The organism is Micromonospora sp. WMMD1155, assembly GCF_029581275.1.
Lineage (GTDB): Bacteria > Actinomycetota > Actinomycetes > Mycobacteriales > Micromonosporaceae > Micromonospora.
This window is the reverse complement of sequence record NZ_CP120742.1, coordinates 310,889-326,876: the sequence shown is the minus strand read 5'-3', so window position 1 is coordinate 326,876 and position 15,988 is coordinate 310,889. Positions and strand designations below refer to the sequence as shown.

The 15,988-nt window shown below is 72.8% G+C and carries 13 protein-coding genes; 12 read left to right on the top strand and 1 reads right to left on the bottom strand.

Annotated features, from left to right (window positions below):
- The first annotated feature begins 75 nt into the window (after positions 1–75).
- From aspS to O7617_RS01170, 4 genes are all read left to right on the top strand, one after another.
- Complete coding sequence (gene aspS, locus O7617_RS01185) at positions 76–1,881, top strand: aspartate--tRNA ligase (protein ID WP_282260900.1); 1,806 nt, start codon at positions 76–78, stop codon at positions 1,879–1,881.
- Between the two features lie 107 nt (positions 1,882–1,988).
- Positions 1,989–2,801, top strand: a complete 813-nt coding sequence (locus tag O7617_RS01180) for a sugar nucleotide-binding protein (RefSeq protein ID WP_282260898.1) — start codon at positions 1,989–1,991, stop codon at positions 2,799–2,801.
- A gap of 65 nt (positions 2,802–2,866) precedes the next feature.
- Positions 2,867–3,490: a helix-turn-helix domain-containing protein gene (locus O7617_RS01175; protein ID WP_282260897.1), complete on the top strand. Its 624-nt coding sequence runs from the start codon at positions 2,867–2,869 to the stop codon at positions 3,488–3,490.
- A gap of 5 nt (positions 3,491–3,495) precedes the next feature.
- Positions 3,496–4,884 carry an MFS transporter gene (locus O7617_RS01170; protein WP_282264602.1) on the top strand — a complete coding sequence of 463 codons (1,389 nt, stop codon included), beginning with the start codon at positions 3,496–3,498 and terminating at the stop codon, positions 4,882–4,884.
- Between the two features lie 39 nt (positions 4,885–4,923).
- On the opposite strand, the gene O7617_RS01165 is transcribed toward O7617_RS01170, so the two are convergent.
- Entirely contained in the window at positions 4,924–5,664 is a 741-nt protein-coding gene (locus O7617_RS01165; RefSeq protein WP_282260896.1) for a GNAT family N-acetyltransferase, read from the bottom strand.
- A 129-nt stretch (positions 5,665–5,793) separates the two neighbouring features.
- On the opposite strand from O7617_RS01165, the gene O7617_RS01160 reads away from it, so the two are divergent.
- The 8 genes from O7617_RS01160 to mltG all read left to right on the top strand — a co-directional run bounded on the left by O7617_RS01160 (position 5,794) and on the right by mltG (position 15,970).
- Complete coding sequence (locus O7617_RS01160) at positions 5,794–6,006, top strand: hypothetical protein (RefSeq protein ID WP_282260894.1); 213 nt, start codon at positions 5,794–5,796, stop codon at positions 6,004–6,006.
- Positions 6,007–6,080: 74 nt separating this feature from the next.
- Positions 6,081–7,625 (top strand): replication-associated recombination protein A, encoded by a 1,545-nt coding sequence (locus O7617_RS01155; RefSeq protein ID WP_348774164.1) that lies wholly within the window; start codon positions 6,081–6,083, stop codon positions 7,623–7,625.
- Between the two features lie 2,300 nt (positions 7,626–9,925).
- Complete coding sequence (locus O7617_RS01150) at positions 9,926–10,618, top strand: hypothetical protein (RefSeq protein ID WP_282264601.1); 693 nt, start codon at positions 9,926–9,928, stop codon at positions 10,616–10,618.
- A 149-nt stretch (positions 10,619–10,767) separates the two neighbouring features.
- Positions 10,768–11,232: a DUF948 domain-containing protein gene (locus O7617_RS01145; protein ID WP_282260892.1), complete on the top strand. Its 465-nt coding sequence runs from the start codon at positions 10,768–10,770 to the stop codon at positions 11,230–11,232.
- A gap of 30 nt (positions 11,233–11,262) precedes the next feature.
- Positions 11,263–11,568: a hypothetical protein gene (locus tag O7617_RS01140; RefSeq protein WP_282260890.1), complete on the top strand. Its 306-nt coding sequence runs from the start codon at positions 11,263–11,265 to the stop codon at positions 11,566–11,568.
- Positions 11,565–14,243 (top strand): alanine--tRNA ligase, encoded by a 2,679-nt coding sequence (gene alaS, locus O7617_RS01135; RefSeq protein ID WP_282260888.1) that lies wholly within the window; start codon positions 11,565–11,567, stop codon positions 14,241–14,243. The genes O7617_RS01140 and alaS overlap by 4 nt, the downstream gene beginning before the upstream one ends.
- A gap of 72 nt (positions 14,244–14,315) precedes the next feature.
- A complete protein-coding gene (gene ruvX / locus O7617_RS01130) occupies positions 14,316–14,774 on the top strand; it encodes a Holliday junction resolvase RuvX (RefSeq protein WP_282260887.1) in 459 nt (152 codons plus the stop codon).
- Positions 14,774–15,970, top strand: a complete 1,197-nt coding sequence (gene mltG / locus O7617_RS01125; RefSeq protein WP_282260886.1) for an endolytic transglycosylase MltG — start codon at positions 14,774–14,776, stop codon at positions 15,968–15,970. The genes ruvX and mltG overlap by 1 nt, the downstream gene beginning before the upstream one ends.
- The last annotated feature ends 18 nt before the right edge of the window (positions 15,971–15,988 follow it).

The window sequence follows — 15,988 nt, the reverse complement described above, 5'->3', positions numbered from 1 at the left end:
GGTGCCCCGGAGGTGGGGCGGCCACCCCTGACAGAATGCCGGTGAGGACTGTTCCACGATGAGGAGTTGCCAGCCGTGATCCGTACCCACAATGCCGGAAGCCTGCGCGCCGCGGACGCCGGCTCGACGGTGACGCTCGCCGGGTGGGTGGCCCGCCGGCGCGACCACGGCGGGGTCATCTTCGTCGACCTGCGCGACGGTTCCGGTGTTGTCCAGGTGGTGTTCCGCGAGGAGGATGCGCACGCGCTGCGCAACGAGTTCTGCGTGAAGGTCGTCGGCGAGGTGACCCGCCGGCCGGACGGCAACGAGAACCCGGAGCTGCCCACCGGTGAGGTCGAGGTGACCGCCGCCGAGCTGGAGGTGCTCTCCGAGGCGGCCCCGCTGCCGCTGCCGGTGGACGACCAGATCGAGGCCGGCGACGACATCCGGCTCCGGTACCGCTACCTGGACCTGCGCCGCAGCGGCCCGGCGAACGCGCTGCGGCTGCGCTCGCGCGCCAGCCACCTGGCCCGGACGGTGCTGCATGAGCGGGACTTCCTGGAGATCGAGACGCCGACGCTGACCCGCTCGACGCCCGAGGGCGCCCGCGACTTCCTGGTCCCGGTGCGCCTGCAGCCGGGCAGCTGGTACGCGCTGCCGCAGTCACCGCAGCTGTTCAAGCAGCTGTTGATGGTCGGCGGCATGGAGCGGTATTACCAGATCGCCCGTTGCTACCGCGACGAGGACTTCCGGGCCGACCGGCAGCCCGAGTTCACCCAGCTCGACATCGAGATGTCGTTCGTCACCGAGGACGACGTGATCGACCTCGGCGAGGCGATCGTGTCGGCGCTCTGGAAGGACCTGGCCGGGCACGAGATCAGCCGCCCGATCCCGCGGATCACCTGGCACGACGCGATGGCCCGGTACGGCTCCGACAAGCCGGACCTGCGCTACGGCGTCGAGCTGACCGAGCTGACCGACTACCTGCGCGGCACCGAGTTCCGGGTCTTCGCCGGCGCGATCGACGCGGGCGGCTACGTCGGCGCGGTCGTCATGCCGGGCGGCGCGGCGCAGAGCCGCAAGGAGCTGGACGGCTGGCAGGACTGGGCCAAGGCGCGCGGTGCCCGGGGCCTGGCGTACGTGGTGCTGGACGCCGAGACCGGCGAGGCGCGCGGCCCGGTGGCGAAGAACCTCTCCGCCGAGCACCTGGGCGGGCTCGCCGACGCGGTCGGCGCCAAGCCGGGCGACGCGGTCTTCTTCGCCGCGAGTGCCACCACCCGGGAGGCGCAGGAGCTGCTGGGCGCGGCCCGGGTCGAGATCGCGAAGCGGGCCGGGCTGATCGACGAGAGCGCCTGGGCGTTCTGCTGGGTGGTCGACGCGCCGATGTTCGAGCGCACGGACGAGGGCGGCTGGACGGCGGTGCACCACCCGTTCACCTCGCCGAACGCCGAGTGGGTCGACCGGTTCGAGGAGGCTCCGGACCGGGCGCTGGCGTACGCGTACGACATCGTCTGCAACGGCAACGAGATCGGCGGCGGGTCGATCCGTATCCACCGGGGGGACGTGCAGAAGCGGGTCTTCGACCTGCTCGGCATCACGCCCGAGGAGGCGCAGGACAAGTTCGGCTTCCTGTTGGAGGCGTTCAAGTACGGCGCCCCGCCGCACGGCGGCATCGCCTTCGGCTGGGACCGGGTGTGCATGCTGCTCGCCGGGGCCGACTCCATCCGCGAGGTCATCGCGTTCCCGAAGACCCGTGGTGGTTTCGACCCGCTGACCAGCGCCCCCACCCCGATCACCGCCCAGCAGCGCACCGAGGCGGGCATCGACGCCAAGCCCAAGCCGCCCGCCACCGCCCACACCGGCACCGCGGGCCCGGCCGCCCCGGTAGCCGACCCGGTCTGACCGCACCCCCTTCGCGCCGTCGATCATGACGTTGACGGGCCCGCGCCCCGGCGCGTCGCTCGTTAACCTCATGATCGGCGGCGACGGTGGCAGGGGAGTGGGCTCAGATGCGGGTGCTTGTCGTCGGGGGTAGCGGGTTTCTGGGGCGTGCGGTGTGCTCCCGGGGCGTCAGCGCCGGGTGGTCGGTGGTCGGGACGTTCTACTCCGGTCGGATAGGCGTGCCGGGGGTGGACGCACGGCGGGTGGACGTGACCGATCGCGCCGCGGTACGCGCGCTGGTCGCCGAGGTGCGGCCGGACGCCGTGGTCGCGACCCCCTATCGGTACGACGACTGGGCGGTCACCGCCGACGGGGCCGCGAACGTGGCGGTAGCCGCCGCCGAGACGGGCGCCCGCCTGGTGCACGTGTCCAGCGACGCGCTGCACGCCGGCCGACCCACCCCGTACGCCGACGACGACCCGCCCACACCGGTGCACGCGTACGGTGCCGCGAAGGCCGCCGCCGAGACCGCCGTGCGGGCGATCGACCCCGGCGCCGCAGTGGTGCGTACCTCGCTGATCCTGGGGGAGGGCAGCAAACAGATCCAGCTCTGCCGGGACGCGCTCGCCGGCCGGGCGGTCCTCTTCGCCGACGAGCTGCGGTGCCCGGTCGACGTCACCGACCTGGCCGACGCCGTACTGGAGTTGGTCGCCTCGTCCTACGCCGGTCTGCTCAACGTGGCCGGCCCCGACGCGGTGAGCCGGGCCGAGCTGGGTCTGCTGGTCGCCGAGCGGGACGGCGTGGACGCGACCGCGCTGAAGACCACCACCGCTGCCTCCACCGGGCTGTCCCGCCCCCTCGCCGTACGCCTCGACTCCACCCGGGCCAGGGGCTTGCTGCGAACGCGTCTACGAGGGGTGCGCGAACTCCTGACACCGTGACGCTGTTACACACTTCCTTTGCATAGGAGTTGTGCATAGGAAGTGTGCAGAGATAGTGTGCACTCATGGAGAATCAGCCACCCGACGGCCGCACTGAGCAACGCCGCGTTGATCTCGATGCCCGGCAGGTTCGCGTGCTGGCCCACCCGCTGCGGATGCGACTGCTCGGCTCGCTGCGCGTCGACGGCCCGGCGACTGCGACTGCCCTCGCCGAGAGGTTGGGCACCAACACCGGAGCGACCAGCTACCACCTGCGGCAACTCGCCGAGGTGGGGCTCGTGGCCGAGGATCCCGACCGGGGCAGCGGGCGGCAGCGCTGGTGGCAGTCGGCGCACGACATGAGTCACTTCGAGCCCACCGACTTCGACGAGGACCCGGATGCCCGCGCCGCGGTCCAGTGGATCCAGGCGGATCAGGTGCGGCTGATGGGCGAGTTGGCTGAGCGTTGGATGGCCGTCGAGCACCACCAGTCGCGGGCGTGGCGCGACGCCGCGGGGATGAGTGACCTGGTGCTGCCGCTCGCCCCGGACCGGCTACGTGCTCTCAACGACGACCTGTGGGCGGTGTTGATGCGCTACCGCGACGAAGCGGCGGCCGAGATGCGTCACCGCGACGACGCCGAGGCCCCGGACGTCAAGCCGGTGCACGTGTTCCTGGCCGGCTTCCCGCGTCTGGACGATCGCTGGTGAGTGTCGTGAGCGCGTTGACCGTACGTCAGGTTCGGGGTCGTTATCTCACGCTCTACGGCCTGCGGTGGCTGCCGACGGGCCTGATGATCCCGGTGATGATCCTGCTGATGCAGGAGCGCGGTTTGTCGTTGCCGCAGATCGGCCTGGTCAGCACCGCGCAGGGGTTGTTGGTGCTGGCGTTGGAGTTGCCCACGGGTGGGCTCGCCGACGCGCTCGGTCGCCGGCCGGTGCTGATCGCCGCCGGGGCACTCAACCTGGCGTCGTTGGCGTTGTTCGCGGTGGCCGACTCGTTCGTGCTGTTCTTCGTGGTCTGGGCGTTGCAGGGGGTCTACCGGGCGTTGGACAGTGGCCCGCTGGAGTCCTGGTACGTCGATGCCACGCTGGCCGCCGACCCGGACGCGGAGTACGAGCGCGGCCTCGGCTACGCGGGCGCCGTCACCGGCGGCGCGATCGCCGGGGGTGCGCTGGTCAGCGGTGGTCTGATCGCGCTCGGTCCGATCGGGCCGGTCACCGCGCTGACGGTGCCCGTGCTCGCCGCCATCCTGGCGCAGGTGGTCGCCCTGGTCGCGTTGGTCGTGTTGCTGGTCGAGGAGCGGCCGGCCACCGGGGTCGCGGCGCTGCGGTCCTCGGTGGTGCAGGCACCCCGGATGATCGGCGAGGCGGTCGGTTTGCTTCGTCGCTCCCGGGTGCTGCTGGCCCTGGTGGCGGTGGAGCTGTTCTGGGGTTTCGGCATGGTCACCTTCGAGTCGCTGCTGCCGGTCCGGCTCGCCGAGGTGATCGGCGATCCGGAACGCGCCGCCGCGCTGCTCGGACCGGCCAACTCGGCGGCCTGGCTCGCCTCGGCTGCGGGCGCGGCGATGACTCCGCTGCTGTTGCGCTGGTTGGGCGCCGCTCCGGGGGCCGCTGTGCTGCGCATCCTGCAGGGGGTGACGGTGGTCGGGATGGGCCTGTTCGCCGGGCCGGTCGGGGTGCTCGTGGCGTACCTGGCCTGCTACGCGGTGCACGGCGCGTCCAACCCGCTGCACAGTGGGTTGCTGCACCGGCAGGTCGACGGTCCGTACCGGACCAGTGTGCTCTCGCTGAACTCGATGATGGCGCAGCCGGCCGGTGCGCTCGGTGGGGTGGTGCTGACCGCGTTGGCGGCGGCCACCAGCGTGGGGACCGCGATGCTGGTCGGCGCGGTGGTGTTGGCCGTGGCCGCCCCGCTCTACCTGCCCGCCTGGCTGGCCGGCCGTCGGGCCACTCCGACCGCCGAGCCGCTCGCCGCCCCCGTGCCCGGCGAACCGGGCGTGGCCCCGGCCGTCGAGCCGCTCGCTGCCCCTGTACCCGGTGAACCGGGCGTGGCCCCGGCCGTCGAGCCGACCACGGCTCCCGTGCCCGCCGCCGAGAGATGAGGGAAAGCCATCCGGGGATGAGTCACACCGTCCGGCGGGTCAGGCGAGGCGGATCGAGCTGAGGGCGAGGGTGTCGGTGAAGCCGAGCCGACGGTAGAGGCGGGCCGCGCCGACGTTGTGCGTGTAGACGCCGAGCCCCACGGTGTCGTGCCGTGCCAGCAGCGCCCGGGTCATCCCGGCGGTCAGGGACGCGCCCAGGCCGCGCCCTCGCTGGTCCGGGGCGACGGTGAGGCCGGCGACGAAGCCGATGTCGCCCTGGCTGCGGTCCGCGCCGCACGCGACCAGCCGGTCGCCGACCCGGATGCCGTACCAGTCGACGACCCGGGGGTCGCCGGGGCGGGAGGTGCTGCTGGGGAACGCCTCGTCGACCAGTGCCGCGAGTGCGGGGAGGTCGGCGTCGGTGAGGCGTACCACCGGCTGCTCGTTCGGTTGGAGCGGCGGTGGCGTGTCGGTCCAGTGGAAGTCCCAGTCGCTGTGCTCCTCCACCGCGAGCCGGCCGGTCAGCAGACCGCGATCGTGCCGGGGGAGGTGCAGCCGCTGCCCTGGACGCACCGTCGCGCTGTCGGCGAGCCTGACACAGATGTCGAGCGCCGGGCCGGCCGGACCGATCGCGCAGCCGGCCGGTCCGGGCTCGGCCGACGTCAACCACAGCACGGCGCCGTCGCGGTGGTACGCGGCCGTCGGCGTGGCGCGTCCGAGCGCGTGCCGGGCGAACGGGTGGTGGCCGACAGCGCCCAGGATCGCGTCCCGGTCCGCAAGCTCCTGGTCTTCGATGATCATGGACTCAGCCTAGGAGCCGTCGGCGGAACGCCCGCGCCGGGTGGCCCCGATCCACCGTGGAGATTGGCGAGCCGACCGATTGGGTACATCACGCGCCGACCTACTGGGAACCCCCACCGGAGGACCGACATGCTCGCCATTCTCGCGGCCATCGTCTTTGGCTTCGCCCTGCTGCTGGACCTGCTCGACACAGACTTCGGAGCACCGGACCTGTTCAACTGGAACACTCTCGTGCTCATCGGGCTCCTTCTGCTCTCGCTCTACCTGGGTGGCGTGGGCAGCGGCCCGCGCGGCGGTGGCGGCGGTCGCTGGTACCGGGGCCGGCGCCCCGGTCGTGGCTGACCGGAACCGATCACCGGTGGCGGGCCCCCGGCGCGATTCCGGCGTCGTGGGCCCGGCCCGGTACTGTCTTCGTGATGGAGTCCGACGCCCTCTTCTCCCTCGGTGAACCCGCCGGGTCGCGCAGCGCGCCCGACGGTCCCGCCGGTGTCGACGGCTTCACCGCGGTGGCCGACGACTCGCCCCTGCCCGTCCGGATGCGCCCGGCGAGCCTCGATGAGCTGGTCGGGCAGGATCACCTGCTCGCACCGGGCGCCCCGCTGCGGCAGTTGGTCTCCGGTGGCGCTCCGATGTCAGTGATCCTCTGGGGGCCGCCGGGCAGTGGCAAGACCACCATCGCGCACCTGGTGGCCGGTGCGACCGACCGTCGTTTCGTCGCCATGTCGGCGCTCTCCGCCGGCGTCAAGGACGTGCGGGCGGTGATCGAGACGGCCCGCCGCCAGCGCCGCTCGGGCGGCCCGCAGACCGTGCTCTTCATCGACGAGGTGCACCGGTTCAGCAAGACCCAACAGGATTCGCTGCTCGCCGCGGTCGAGGACCGTACCGTCACCTTGCTGGCGGCGACCACCGAGAACCCGTACTTCTCGGTCATCTCCCCGCTGCTGTCGCGGTGTGTGCTGCTCACCCTGCAACCGTTGGACGACGAGGCGGTGCGGGGGCTGCTGCGACGCGCGGTCGCCGACAAGCGCGGCCTGGACGCCACGCTCACCCTGACCACCGAGGCCGAGGACCACCTGGTCCGGCTCGCCTCCGGTGACGTCCGTAAGGCACTCACCGCGTTGGAGGCGGCGGCGGCCTCCGCCACGGCGCTCGGCACCGGACGGATCGACCTGGCCACCGCCGAGCAGGCGGTCGACGTGGCGGCGGTGCGCTACGACCGCGACGGCGACGCCCACTACGACGTCGTCAGTGCCTTCATCAAGAGCATGCGCGGCTCGGACGTGGACGCCGCCGTGCACTGGCTGGCGCGCATGCTGGTCGCCGGCGAGGACGCCAGGTTCATCGCCCGCCGCCTGGTCATCTTCGCCAGTGAGGACGTGGGCATGGCCGACCCCGGGGCCCTGAGCGTCGCCACCGCCGCCGCGCACGCGGTCGAGTACGTCGGGCTGCCCGAGGCGCAGCTCAACCTGGCCCAGGCGGTGATCCACCTGGCCACCGCCCCGAAGTCGAACTCGGCCACCACCGCCATCGGGGCGGCGATCGCCGACGTCCGCGCCGGGCGTGGTGGGCCCGTGCCGCGTGGGCTGCGCGACGCGCACTATGCCGGCGCCCGGGGGTTGGGTCACGGGACCGGCTACCGCTACCCGCACGACGACCACCGTGGCGTGGTCACCCAGCAGTACGTCCCGGACGACCTGGTGGGCGCCGACTACTACCAGCCCAGCTCGCACGGCGCGGAACGGGCGGTGGCCGGTCGGCTCCCGCTGCTGCGCCGGATCGTGCGTGGTCTGCCGGCCCCGGCCACCCGGCCGGACGGTCCGACAGCCGAGCCACCTGTAACGACGCTGACCGCGTCGGCGCTTCCCAGCGAGACCGGTCGCCCGGCGACGGGCACGGGCACGGGCACCCCCGGCACGATGCAGGACAGCGGCACCGACGCCGCAGGAGAGGGTCAACAGTGAAATCGCGTGGTGGGGACCGCCCGGACGAGGGCCCGGACGAGCGGCGCGATCCCCGCGCCAAGGCGCGTCGCTGGGGTCGGGGTCGGGCGGCGGAGACCGAGCCGGAGGAGCCGGTCGCCGGCGAGGAGTTCGGCTGGATCGACGACCTCCGCTCGGCCAAGCAGCAGCGCACCGAGCTCGGCCCGGACGGCGCCCCGGCAGAGCCGCACCGCCCCGCCGGGGGTGCGCCGACCGGACCGCGGCCGGCTGGTGCGCGCGCTGGTGCGCCGGTGCCGCCGGACGCCCCGACACCGCCCGCCGCGCGGCCGGGCGACCCGGGCGGTGCCGGCCCGCGTCGACCCGTCGACGGCCCCTGGCCGGGGGAGGCGCCACCGGCGGGCCGCCGGCCGGACAGCCGTCCTCCCGTGGCGAACCCCGGCGCTCCCGCCCCGGCTCAGCCCGTACGTCGCGGGGTGCAGCCGGCCCCCGGTGCCCGCGCCGCCGTTCCCCAGTCGCCACCCGCCGCCCGTCCGGTCGGCGGTGATCCGGCCGGCCCACCGGCTCAGCCCTCGACTCCGGACGCACCCGGCGGTCCGGTCCGTTCGCGCCCCGCAGCGGTTCCGCCCGGCCCACCCGGGGGCCCGGCGCCGTCCGGCGTCCCGACCGCTCGCCGTCCCGACGCCACCGTGCCGAGCGGTCGTCGTCCGGATCCCGCCGCCGCGGGCGGCCACCCGGGGGCCGTACCCCCGTTGCGGCGTCCGGACGCCGGCCCGGCGGCCCGTCGGCCGGGCCCGGAGTCCGTCGAGCCGGGGCGTGCACGCCCGCCGGGCGACGGCACGCCCGCCGGTCGCCGGTCCGCCGGTCCGGCGCGGGCCGCCGGACCGTCCGCTCCCGGCGTGGCCCGCGTCGACGGCACGCCGTCCGGCGGGATTCCACAGGTCGGGGACGGCCTGCGGCCCGACCCCGCCGTCGACCACGACCCGCGTACCGCTCGGCGTCGGCCCGGCCCGGTCGACCCCGGTGCGCCGGAGCCTGCCGGCCGCCGTGCCGCCGAGCCCGCCCGCCCGGTCGGCGGCGGCCGTCGCCGTGCCGCCGAGCCCGACGAGCCGGTGGTGCCCCGCTCGGGCAACGCGCCGCCGGTGCCCGCGGCCTCGGGCGGCCACAGCGGCGCGACGCCCACCGTCGCCCCGGCCGACGGCGCCGGTCGCCGCCGGGCCGCCCCCGACGAGCCGGAGCGGCGTACGCCGACCGGCGGCGAACCTCGGGCGGAGCGACCGGAGCGGCCCGCCGACTGGCTGCGCCAGGCCGGTCGCCTGCCGCACACCGACCCGGGTCTGCAGGTCGTCAACCGTCGAGGGGCCACCCCGCCGCCGTCGGGTAGACGATCCGCTTCGCCTACCGGCACGGGGGAGATCGTCGACCACTCGTCCGGTCGACTCGGCGTACCGGACCCGGCCGCCGAGAGCCCTGCCGCCCGTCGACCGGCCGGTCCGCCGACCGACCCGGGGGCGGACGCGCCGACCGGTCGTCGTGCCGTCCGGCCGGACGCCTCCGGTTCCACCGGTGAACAGGCCCTGCCCTATCCGCCGTCGCCCGGCGACCGACCCGGTCGGGGTCGGGGTGCCGCGGCGCCCGCGCCGGATCCGACCGGTCGGCGGGGTCGTGCGGCGGCTGTGCCCGGTCCGGACGGGGCGCTCGCGCCGGATCCGACCGGTCGGCGACGTCGTCCGTCGGCCGAGTCGGGTCCCGACGGCTCGGCTGCTCCGGGTCGACCCGGAGCCCGTGGCGACGAACCGTACGCCGCTGGACGTCCCGCGTCCGGCGGCCCCGCCGCACCGCCTCGGGGCGCTGCCCGCTCCACCCCACCCGGGCGGGTCCGGCCCGGCCCGGGGGAGGCGCCGGTCGCCGGGCGTGGCGGCGCCGACGGCCCACCACGACCCGGTGCGGAACCCCGCGGCACCGCCCGTCCGGATGGTCCGGCTCGGGCCGCGGTGCCGCCGGGTGTGGACGGCCCGCCGCGTGCGCGTCCGGATGGTCCTGCTCGGGCTGCCGTCCGCCCACCGGGCGCAGCACAGCCGCCCCTCGCCGAGGACCGGGCGGGTGGTCCGCCGGTCGGTCGGCCCGCGCCCCCCGACCGTGCCGCCGGCCGTGCCCTGCCACCTCATCGGGAGCCCGGCCGCGCCGAGCCGAGTGGCGTCGCCCCGGTGCCGCCGCCCGGCCGTCCCGGTGACCCCGTCGGAGTGGCTCGGGCCGCCGCCGTGGTGCCCTCCCCGTCCGGGCCGGCGGACCGGCCGGCGCCGGAGCCGCCCGGCGGCCCCGCGCTGCGTGCGGCCGACCAGGGCACGCCCGGCGACGCCGACGCGGCGGGCGCCCGGTCCGAGGCGCACCGGGAGTCGCGTGAACGGCGACGCCTGCGTGCGGCGGTGCTGGTGCTGGTCAGCGTCGTGCTGCTCGGCGCGGTGCCGCTCTTCTTCGGCCTCCGGACGCTGAGCCGGGATCCGGTCTTCGACAACCTGGACCAGCTCGACGTGCCGGGTTGGGCGGCCGCGAAGACCGTCGACGACGTCAGCGGCAGCCGATGGTGCCTGCTCGACTGCCGGCTGCGCGAGCGCACCGTCACCTCGGAGAAGGCCCCGGCCGAGACGGCGCAGGCGTACGAGCAGGCGTTGCGGCAGGACGGTTGGCAGCCGTGGAAGGTGAGCCGTTGCCCGGAGCAGGAGACGAAGGGCAGCTACACCTGTTGGCGGCGTGACGAGTTGACGCTCGACCTGTGGGTACGCGAGCCGACCTGCGTGCCGCCGCCGGTCGACGGCGAGCCGGCCGTGCCGTCCGCCGACCCGTCGACCGCTGCGACGGAGTGCACCGGCTCGTTGGTGTCGGTGAAGGTGCGTAACGCGATCGACGACGAGCGGACCAGGCCGCAGCCGTCCACCGACCCGTCACTGACCGGAGAGGATCCGTACCCGACGGTCAGCGGCGATCCGCTGGGTGAGCTGACACCCTCACCGTCGTGAGCCGGGATCCATCACGGACGGTAGGGTCTGGGGCTGGCGGGCACGCCCGCCGCCGGTGACCGCCGACGGCGTGGCGGCCGGTACGGGGACCACGGTTGTGCGTTCCGGGGACGTCGGGTCCTGCGGAATTCTGCTTGAGGAGGACAGGCGTGGGCGACATTGGAGCGATCGCGGCGCTGATCGCGGCATCCGCGTTCGCGGTGCTGGTGCTCATCCTGACGCTGCCCATCCTGCGGCTGCGGCACACGGTTGACGCCACCACCCGGATGATCAACGATCTCAACGATCGGACCGCGCCGCTGCTCGGCGACGTGAACACGACGGTGAAGAACGTCAACACGGCGCTGGAGCAGGTGCAGACCTCCCTCGACGGCGTGAACCTCCAGCTGGCGAAGGTCGACACGATGACCAGCCACGCGCAGAACGTCACCGCCAACGTCGCCAACCTGGCCACCGTCGTCTCCGCCGCGGCCGCCAACCCGCTGGTCAAGGTGGCCGCGTTCGGCTACGGCATGCGTAAGGCCGCCGCGAGCCGCCGGCACGCCGAGACCGAGCGTGAGGTCCGCGACACCATCAAGCAGCAGCGACGGGCCGCGCGGCGCGGCAGTCACTGACCGGCCGAGGCACCAGGAGGGTAGCGAGACATGAGGCGTCTGTTCTGGCTCGGTATCGGAGTGGCCGTCGGTGTGATCGTGGTCCGCAAGGCGACCCGGACCGCCCAGGCGTACACACCGGCGGGCATCGCCGGCTCGGTGACGGAATCCGCTGGCGGCCTGGTCGAGTCGCTGCGTAACTTCGTGGAGGACGTCCGGATCGGGATGGCCGAACGCGAGCAGGAGATCCACCAGGCGTTCGCCCAGGGCGAGACGTTCGACGATCAGTTCGCCGAGCTGCGGGAAGACCCGCGGATCGGCGATCGAGACATCTTTCCGGAGGAACATCAGCGATGAAGACGGCGGAGATCAAGCGGCGGTACCTCGCCCATTTCGAGGCGAATGGTCACACTGTGGTGCCGTCCGCTCCGCTGCCCGCCATCAGCGACCCGAACCTGCTGTTCGTCAACGCCGGCATGGTGCAGTTCGTGCCGTATTTCCTGGGTCAGCAGACGCCCGCCTATCAGCGGGCGGTCAGCGTGCAGAAGTGCATCCGCACCCCGGACATCGACGAGGTCGGCAAGACCAGCCGGCACGGCACGTTCTTCCAGATGAACGGCAACTTCTCCTTCGGTGACTACTTCAAGGCCGGCGCGATCCCCCTGGCCTGGGATCTGGTGACGAAGTCGCAGGCCGATGGCGGTTTCGGGTTGGATCCGGAGCGGGTCTGGCCGACGGTGTACCTCGACGACGACGAGGCGTTCGAGATCTGGCGGTCCGTCGGGGTGCCGGCGGAGCGGATCGTGCGTCGGGGCAAGGCGGACAACTTCTGGTCGATGGGCATTCCCGGCCCGTGCGGTCCGTGCTCCGAGCTGTTCTACGACCGGGGTCCGGAGTACGGCCGCGAGGGCGGCCCGGCCGTCGACGAGGACCGCTACATGGAGTTCTGGAACCTGGTCTTCATGCAGTTCGAGCGGGGTCCGGGCACGACCAAGGACGACTACCCGATCCTGGGTGACCTGCCGGCGAAGAACATCGACACCGGCATGGGTCTGGAGCGGATGGCGTCGATCCTGCAGGGCGTCGACAACCTGTACGAGATCGACGAGGTCCGGCCGATCCTGGCGCGGGCGGCGGAGCTGACCGGTAAGCGGTACGGCGCGCACTCGGGGCACGTGGCGAGCGAGTCGCACCCGGACGACGTGCGGCTGCGGGTGATCGCGGACCACGTGCGGACGGCGTTGATGCTGATCGGCGACGGGGTGACCCCGAGCAACGAGGGTCGCGGGTACGTGCTGCGCCGGATCATGCGCCGGGCGATCCGGTCGATCCGGCTGCTGGGCTGGCAGGACCGGGCGTTGCCGGAGTTGCTGCCGGTGGCGCGGGACTGCATGGCCCCGTCGTACCCGGAGTTGGCGACCGACTTCGACCGGATCGCGGACTACGCGTACGCGGAGGAGGAGGCGTTCCTGTCCACCCTGCGGGCGGGCACGACGATCCTGGACACCGCGATCGCGGAGACCCGCACGGCGGGTGGCAGCTCCCTGTCCGGGGCGAAGGCGTTCCAGTTGCACGACACGTACGGCTTTCCGATCGACCTGACCCTGGAGATCGCCGCGGAGCAGGGCCTGACCGTCGACGACGAGGGCTTCCGCCGGTTGATGGCCGACCAGCGCACCCGGGCGAAGGCCGACGCGCAGGCCCGCAAGACCGGCCACGTCGACCTGTCGGCGTACCGGTCGGTGCTCGACGCGGGCGGCCCGGTGACGTTCACCGGCTACAGTGAGGTGTCCCGCGAGTCGACGGTGCGGGCGCTGCTCGGCGCGGACGGCCCGCGCCAGGCGGCCACCGAGGGTGACACCATCGAGCTGGTCCTCGACACGACCCCGTTCTACGCCGAGGGCGGTGGTCAGCAGCCCGACCAGGGCATGATCACCGTCGGCGGCGGGCAGGTCGAGGTGCTCGACGTCCAGCAGCCGGTGCCCGGCCTGATCGTGCACCGCGCCCGGGTGATCCGGGGTGAGGTGCGTGCCGGTGAGGCGGGTTTCGCCGAGATCGACACGACCCGGCGTCGGGCGATCTCCCGGTCGCACACCGCCACCCACCTGGTGCACCAGACCATGCGGAACTTCCTCGGCGAATCGGCCACCCAGGCGGGGTCGCTGAACGCGCCCGGCCGGCTCCGGTTCGACTTCAACACCCCGACGGGGGTGTCCCCGAGCGTTCTGCGTGACGTGGAGCAGCAGGTCAACGAGGTGCTGCTGGCCGACCTGGAGGTGCACGCCTTCATCACCTCGTTGGACGAGGCGCGGCGGATCGGCGCGATGGCGCTGTTCGGCGAGAAGTACGGCGAGGAGGTGCGGGTCGTCGAGGTGGGCGACTACGCCCGGGAGCTGTGCGGCGGCACGCATGTGGCCCGTTCGGCCCAGCTCGGCCTCGTGAAGATCCTCTCCGAGTCGTCGATCGGTTCCGGTGTCCGCCGGGTCGAGGCGCTGGTCGGCATGGACGCGTTCGGCTTCCTGGCCCGCGAGCACCTGCTGGTGTCCCGGTTGGCCGAGCTGTACCGGGTGCCCAACGACCAGGTCGCCGACCGGGTGGAGCAGACCGTCACCCAGCTTCGAGACGCGGAGAAGGAGCTGGAGAAGCTCCGCGCCCAGTTGGTGCTGGGCGGGGCGGCGGCGCTCGCGGCGCAGGCCAAGGACGTGCGCGGGGTCGCGTACGTGGGCACCGAGGCGCCGGAGGGTGCGGCCGGCAACGACGTGCGGACCCTGGCCCAGGAGATCCGCGGCAAGATCGACCCGGCGCGGCCGGCGGTGGTCGCGGTGGCCGCCCGGTCGAACGGCAAGGCGTCTCTGGTCGTCGCGGTCAACGCGGCCGCGCGCGGTCGGGGCCTGGCGGCCTCGGATCTGGTGAAGGCGGCGTTCTCCGGGCGCGGCGGAGGTAGCCCCGACCTCGCCCAGGGCGGTGGTCTGCCGGCGGCCGAGGCGCCGAACCTGCTGCTCACCGTCGAGAAGGCGATCACCGAGGCGTGATGAACGATCACTGTCGGTCAGGGCGGGCCATTCGGCCCGCCCTGGTTCGTACCCGCCCGGTGGTGACCGTCGGTGGCTGAGCTGACGCGTGGTGTACGACTGGGGGTCGACGTCGGTCAGGTGCGGGTGGGGGTGTCCCGCTCGGATCCGGACGGGATCCTGGCAACTCCGCTGGTCACGCTCGCTCGTGACCTCACCGCGGCGCCGGACACGGTGCCGAGTGATGTCGCCGAGTTGGCCGCGTTGGTGGCCGAACATGAGGCCGTCGCGGTTGTCGTCGGCCTTCCGGTCAATCTCGCGGGTAAACACGGCCCGGCGGCGGTCCACGTGAAGGCGTACGCTGACCGACTGGTCGATGTGATAGCGCCCGTCCCGGTAACGCTCACTGACGAGAGGATGTCGACAGTGGTGGCTTCTCGTAGGCTTGCCGAGCGTGGCGTCCGAGGTAAGCGTCAACGTGCGGTTGTCGACCAGGCGGCCGCGGTGGAGATTCTGCAGAGCTGGCTGGACGCGCAGCGGAGGCGGACGTAATGATCGACGATCTGGACCTTGGGTTCGACGAGCCGGAGCGGGGGGAGAAGGGTCGGCACCGGCGCGGCTTTCGTAAGCGCAACGGCAAGTCCGGTGGTGGCCGGGGCAAGACATTCCTGGCGTTGTTGATGGCGCTGGTCCTGTTGGGCAGCATCGGCGGCGCGGCGTTCTACGGTTTCGACCGGATCCAGAACTACTTCGTCACCCCCGACTACGACGGTGCCGGGTCGGGTGAGATCACCGTCGAGATCAAGAACGGTGCGCTGCTGGCGGACATGGCCGACGCCCTCGTCGCGGCCGACGTGGTGAAGAGCCAGAAGGCGTTCATCGAGGCGGCCGAGGCCAACTCGCGCAGCAAGAACATCCAGCCGGGCACGTACAAGCTGCGCAAGCAGATGAGCGGCGAGAGCGCCGTCACCGCGATGCTCGACCTGAAGAACAAGATCGTCAACGGCCTCACCATCCCCGAGGGCCGTACCGCGAAGAACATCTACAAGCTGCTCTCCGACAAGACCAAGATCCCGGTCAAGGAGTTCGAGGCCGCCGCGAAGGACCCGGAGGCGCTCGGCGTCCCGGACTGGTGGTTCAAGCGTGATGACGGCAAGAAGATCGTCAAGTCCGTCGAGGGCTTCCTCTTCCCGGACACGTACGAGATCCCGCCGAAGGCCACCGCGGAGAGCATCCTCAAGCTGATGGTGGACAACTTCCTCTCGGTGACCGGTGAGATGAAGTTCGCCGACCGGGTGCAGAAGGAACGGGGCGGCATCAGCCCGTACGAGGCGCTGATCGTGGCGTCGTTGGCGCAGGCCGAGGCGGGCAACAAGGACGACCTCGGCAAGGTCGCCCGGGTCGCCTACAACCGGGCGTACGGGGATTTCCCGTGCAACTGCCTGGAGATGGACGTCACCGTCAACTACTACCTGGAATCGATCGGGAAGCCGACCAAGTCGTCCAAGCAGATGACCGAGTCGGAGCTCAACGACCCGAAGAACCCGTACAACCGCAAGTTGCCGGGAATGATCCCGACTCCGATCAACAATCCGGGCAAGGACGCACTCGAAGGGGCGATGGACCCGCCGACCGGTAAGTGGGTCTTCTTCGTGGCGGTCGACAAAGAGGGTCACTCGGAGTTCGCCGAGACGCCCGAGCAGCACGAGCGCAACAAGGCCAAGGCCAGGGAGGCCGGCATCATCTGACCGGTCCCGATGGAGCGT

Coding starts and splice junctions, on each gene's coding strand:
- O7617_RS01180 (WP_282260898.1), top strand. CDS start 1,989: ATGCGGGTGCTTGTCGTCGGGGGTAGCGGGTTTCTGGGGCGTGCGGTG.
- O7617_RS01175 (WP_282260897.1), top strand. CDS start 2,867: ATGGAGAATCAGCCACCCGACGGCCGCACTGAGCAACGCCGCGTTGAT.
- O7617_RS01165 (WP_282260896.1), bottom strand. CDS start 5,664: ATGATCATCGAAGACCAGGAGCTTGCGGACCGGGACGCGATCCTGGGC.
- O7617_RS01160 (WP_282260894.1), top strand. CDS start 5,794: ATGCTCGCCATTCTCGCGGCCATCGTCTTTGGCTTCGCCCTGCTGCTG.
- O7617_RS01155 (WP_348774164.1), top strand. CDS start 6,081: ATGGAGTCCGACGCCCTCTTCTCCCTCGGTGAACCCGCCGGGTCGCGC.
- O7617_RS01140 (WP_282260890.1), top strand. CDS start 11,263: ATGAGGCGTCTGTTCTGGCTCGGTATCGGAGTGGCCGTCGGTGTGATC.
- alaS (WP_282260888.1), top strand. CDS start 11,565: ATGAAGACGGCGGAGATCAAGCGGCGGTACCTCGCCCATTTCGAGGCG.
- mltG (WP_282260886.1), top strand. CDS start 14,774: ATGATCGACGATCTGGACCTTGGGTTCGACGAGCCGGAGCGGGGGGAG.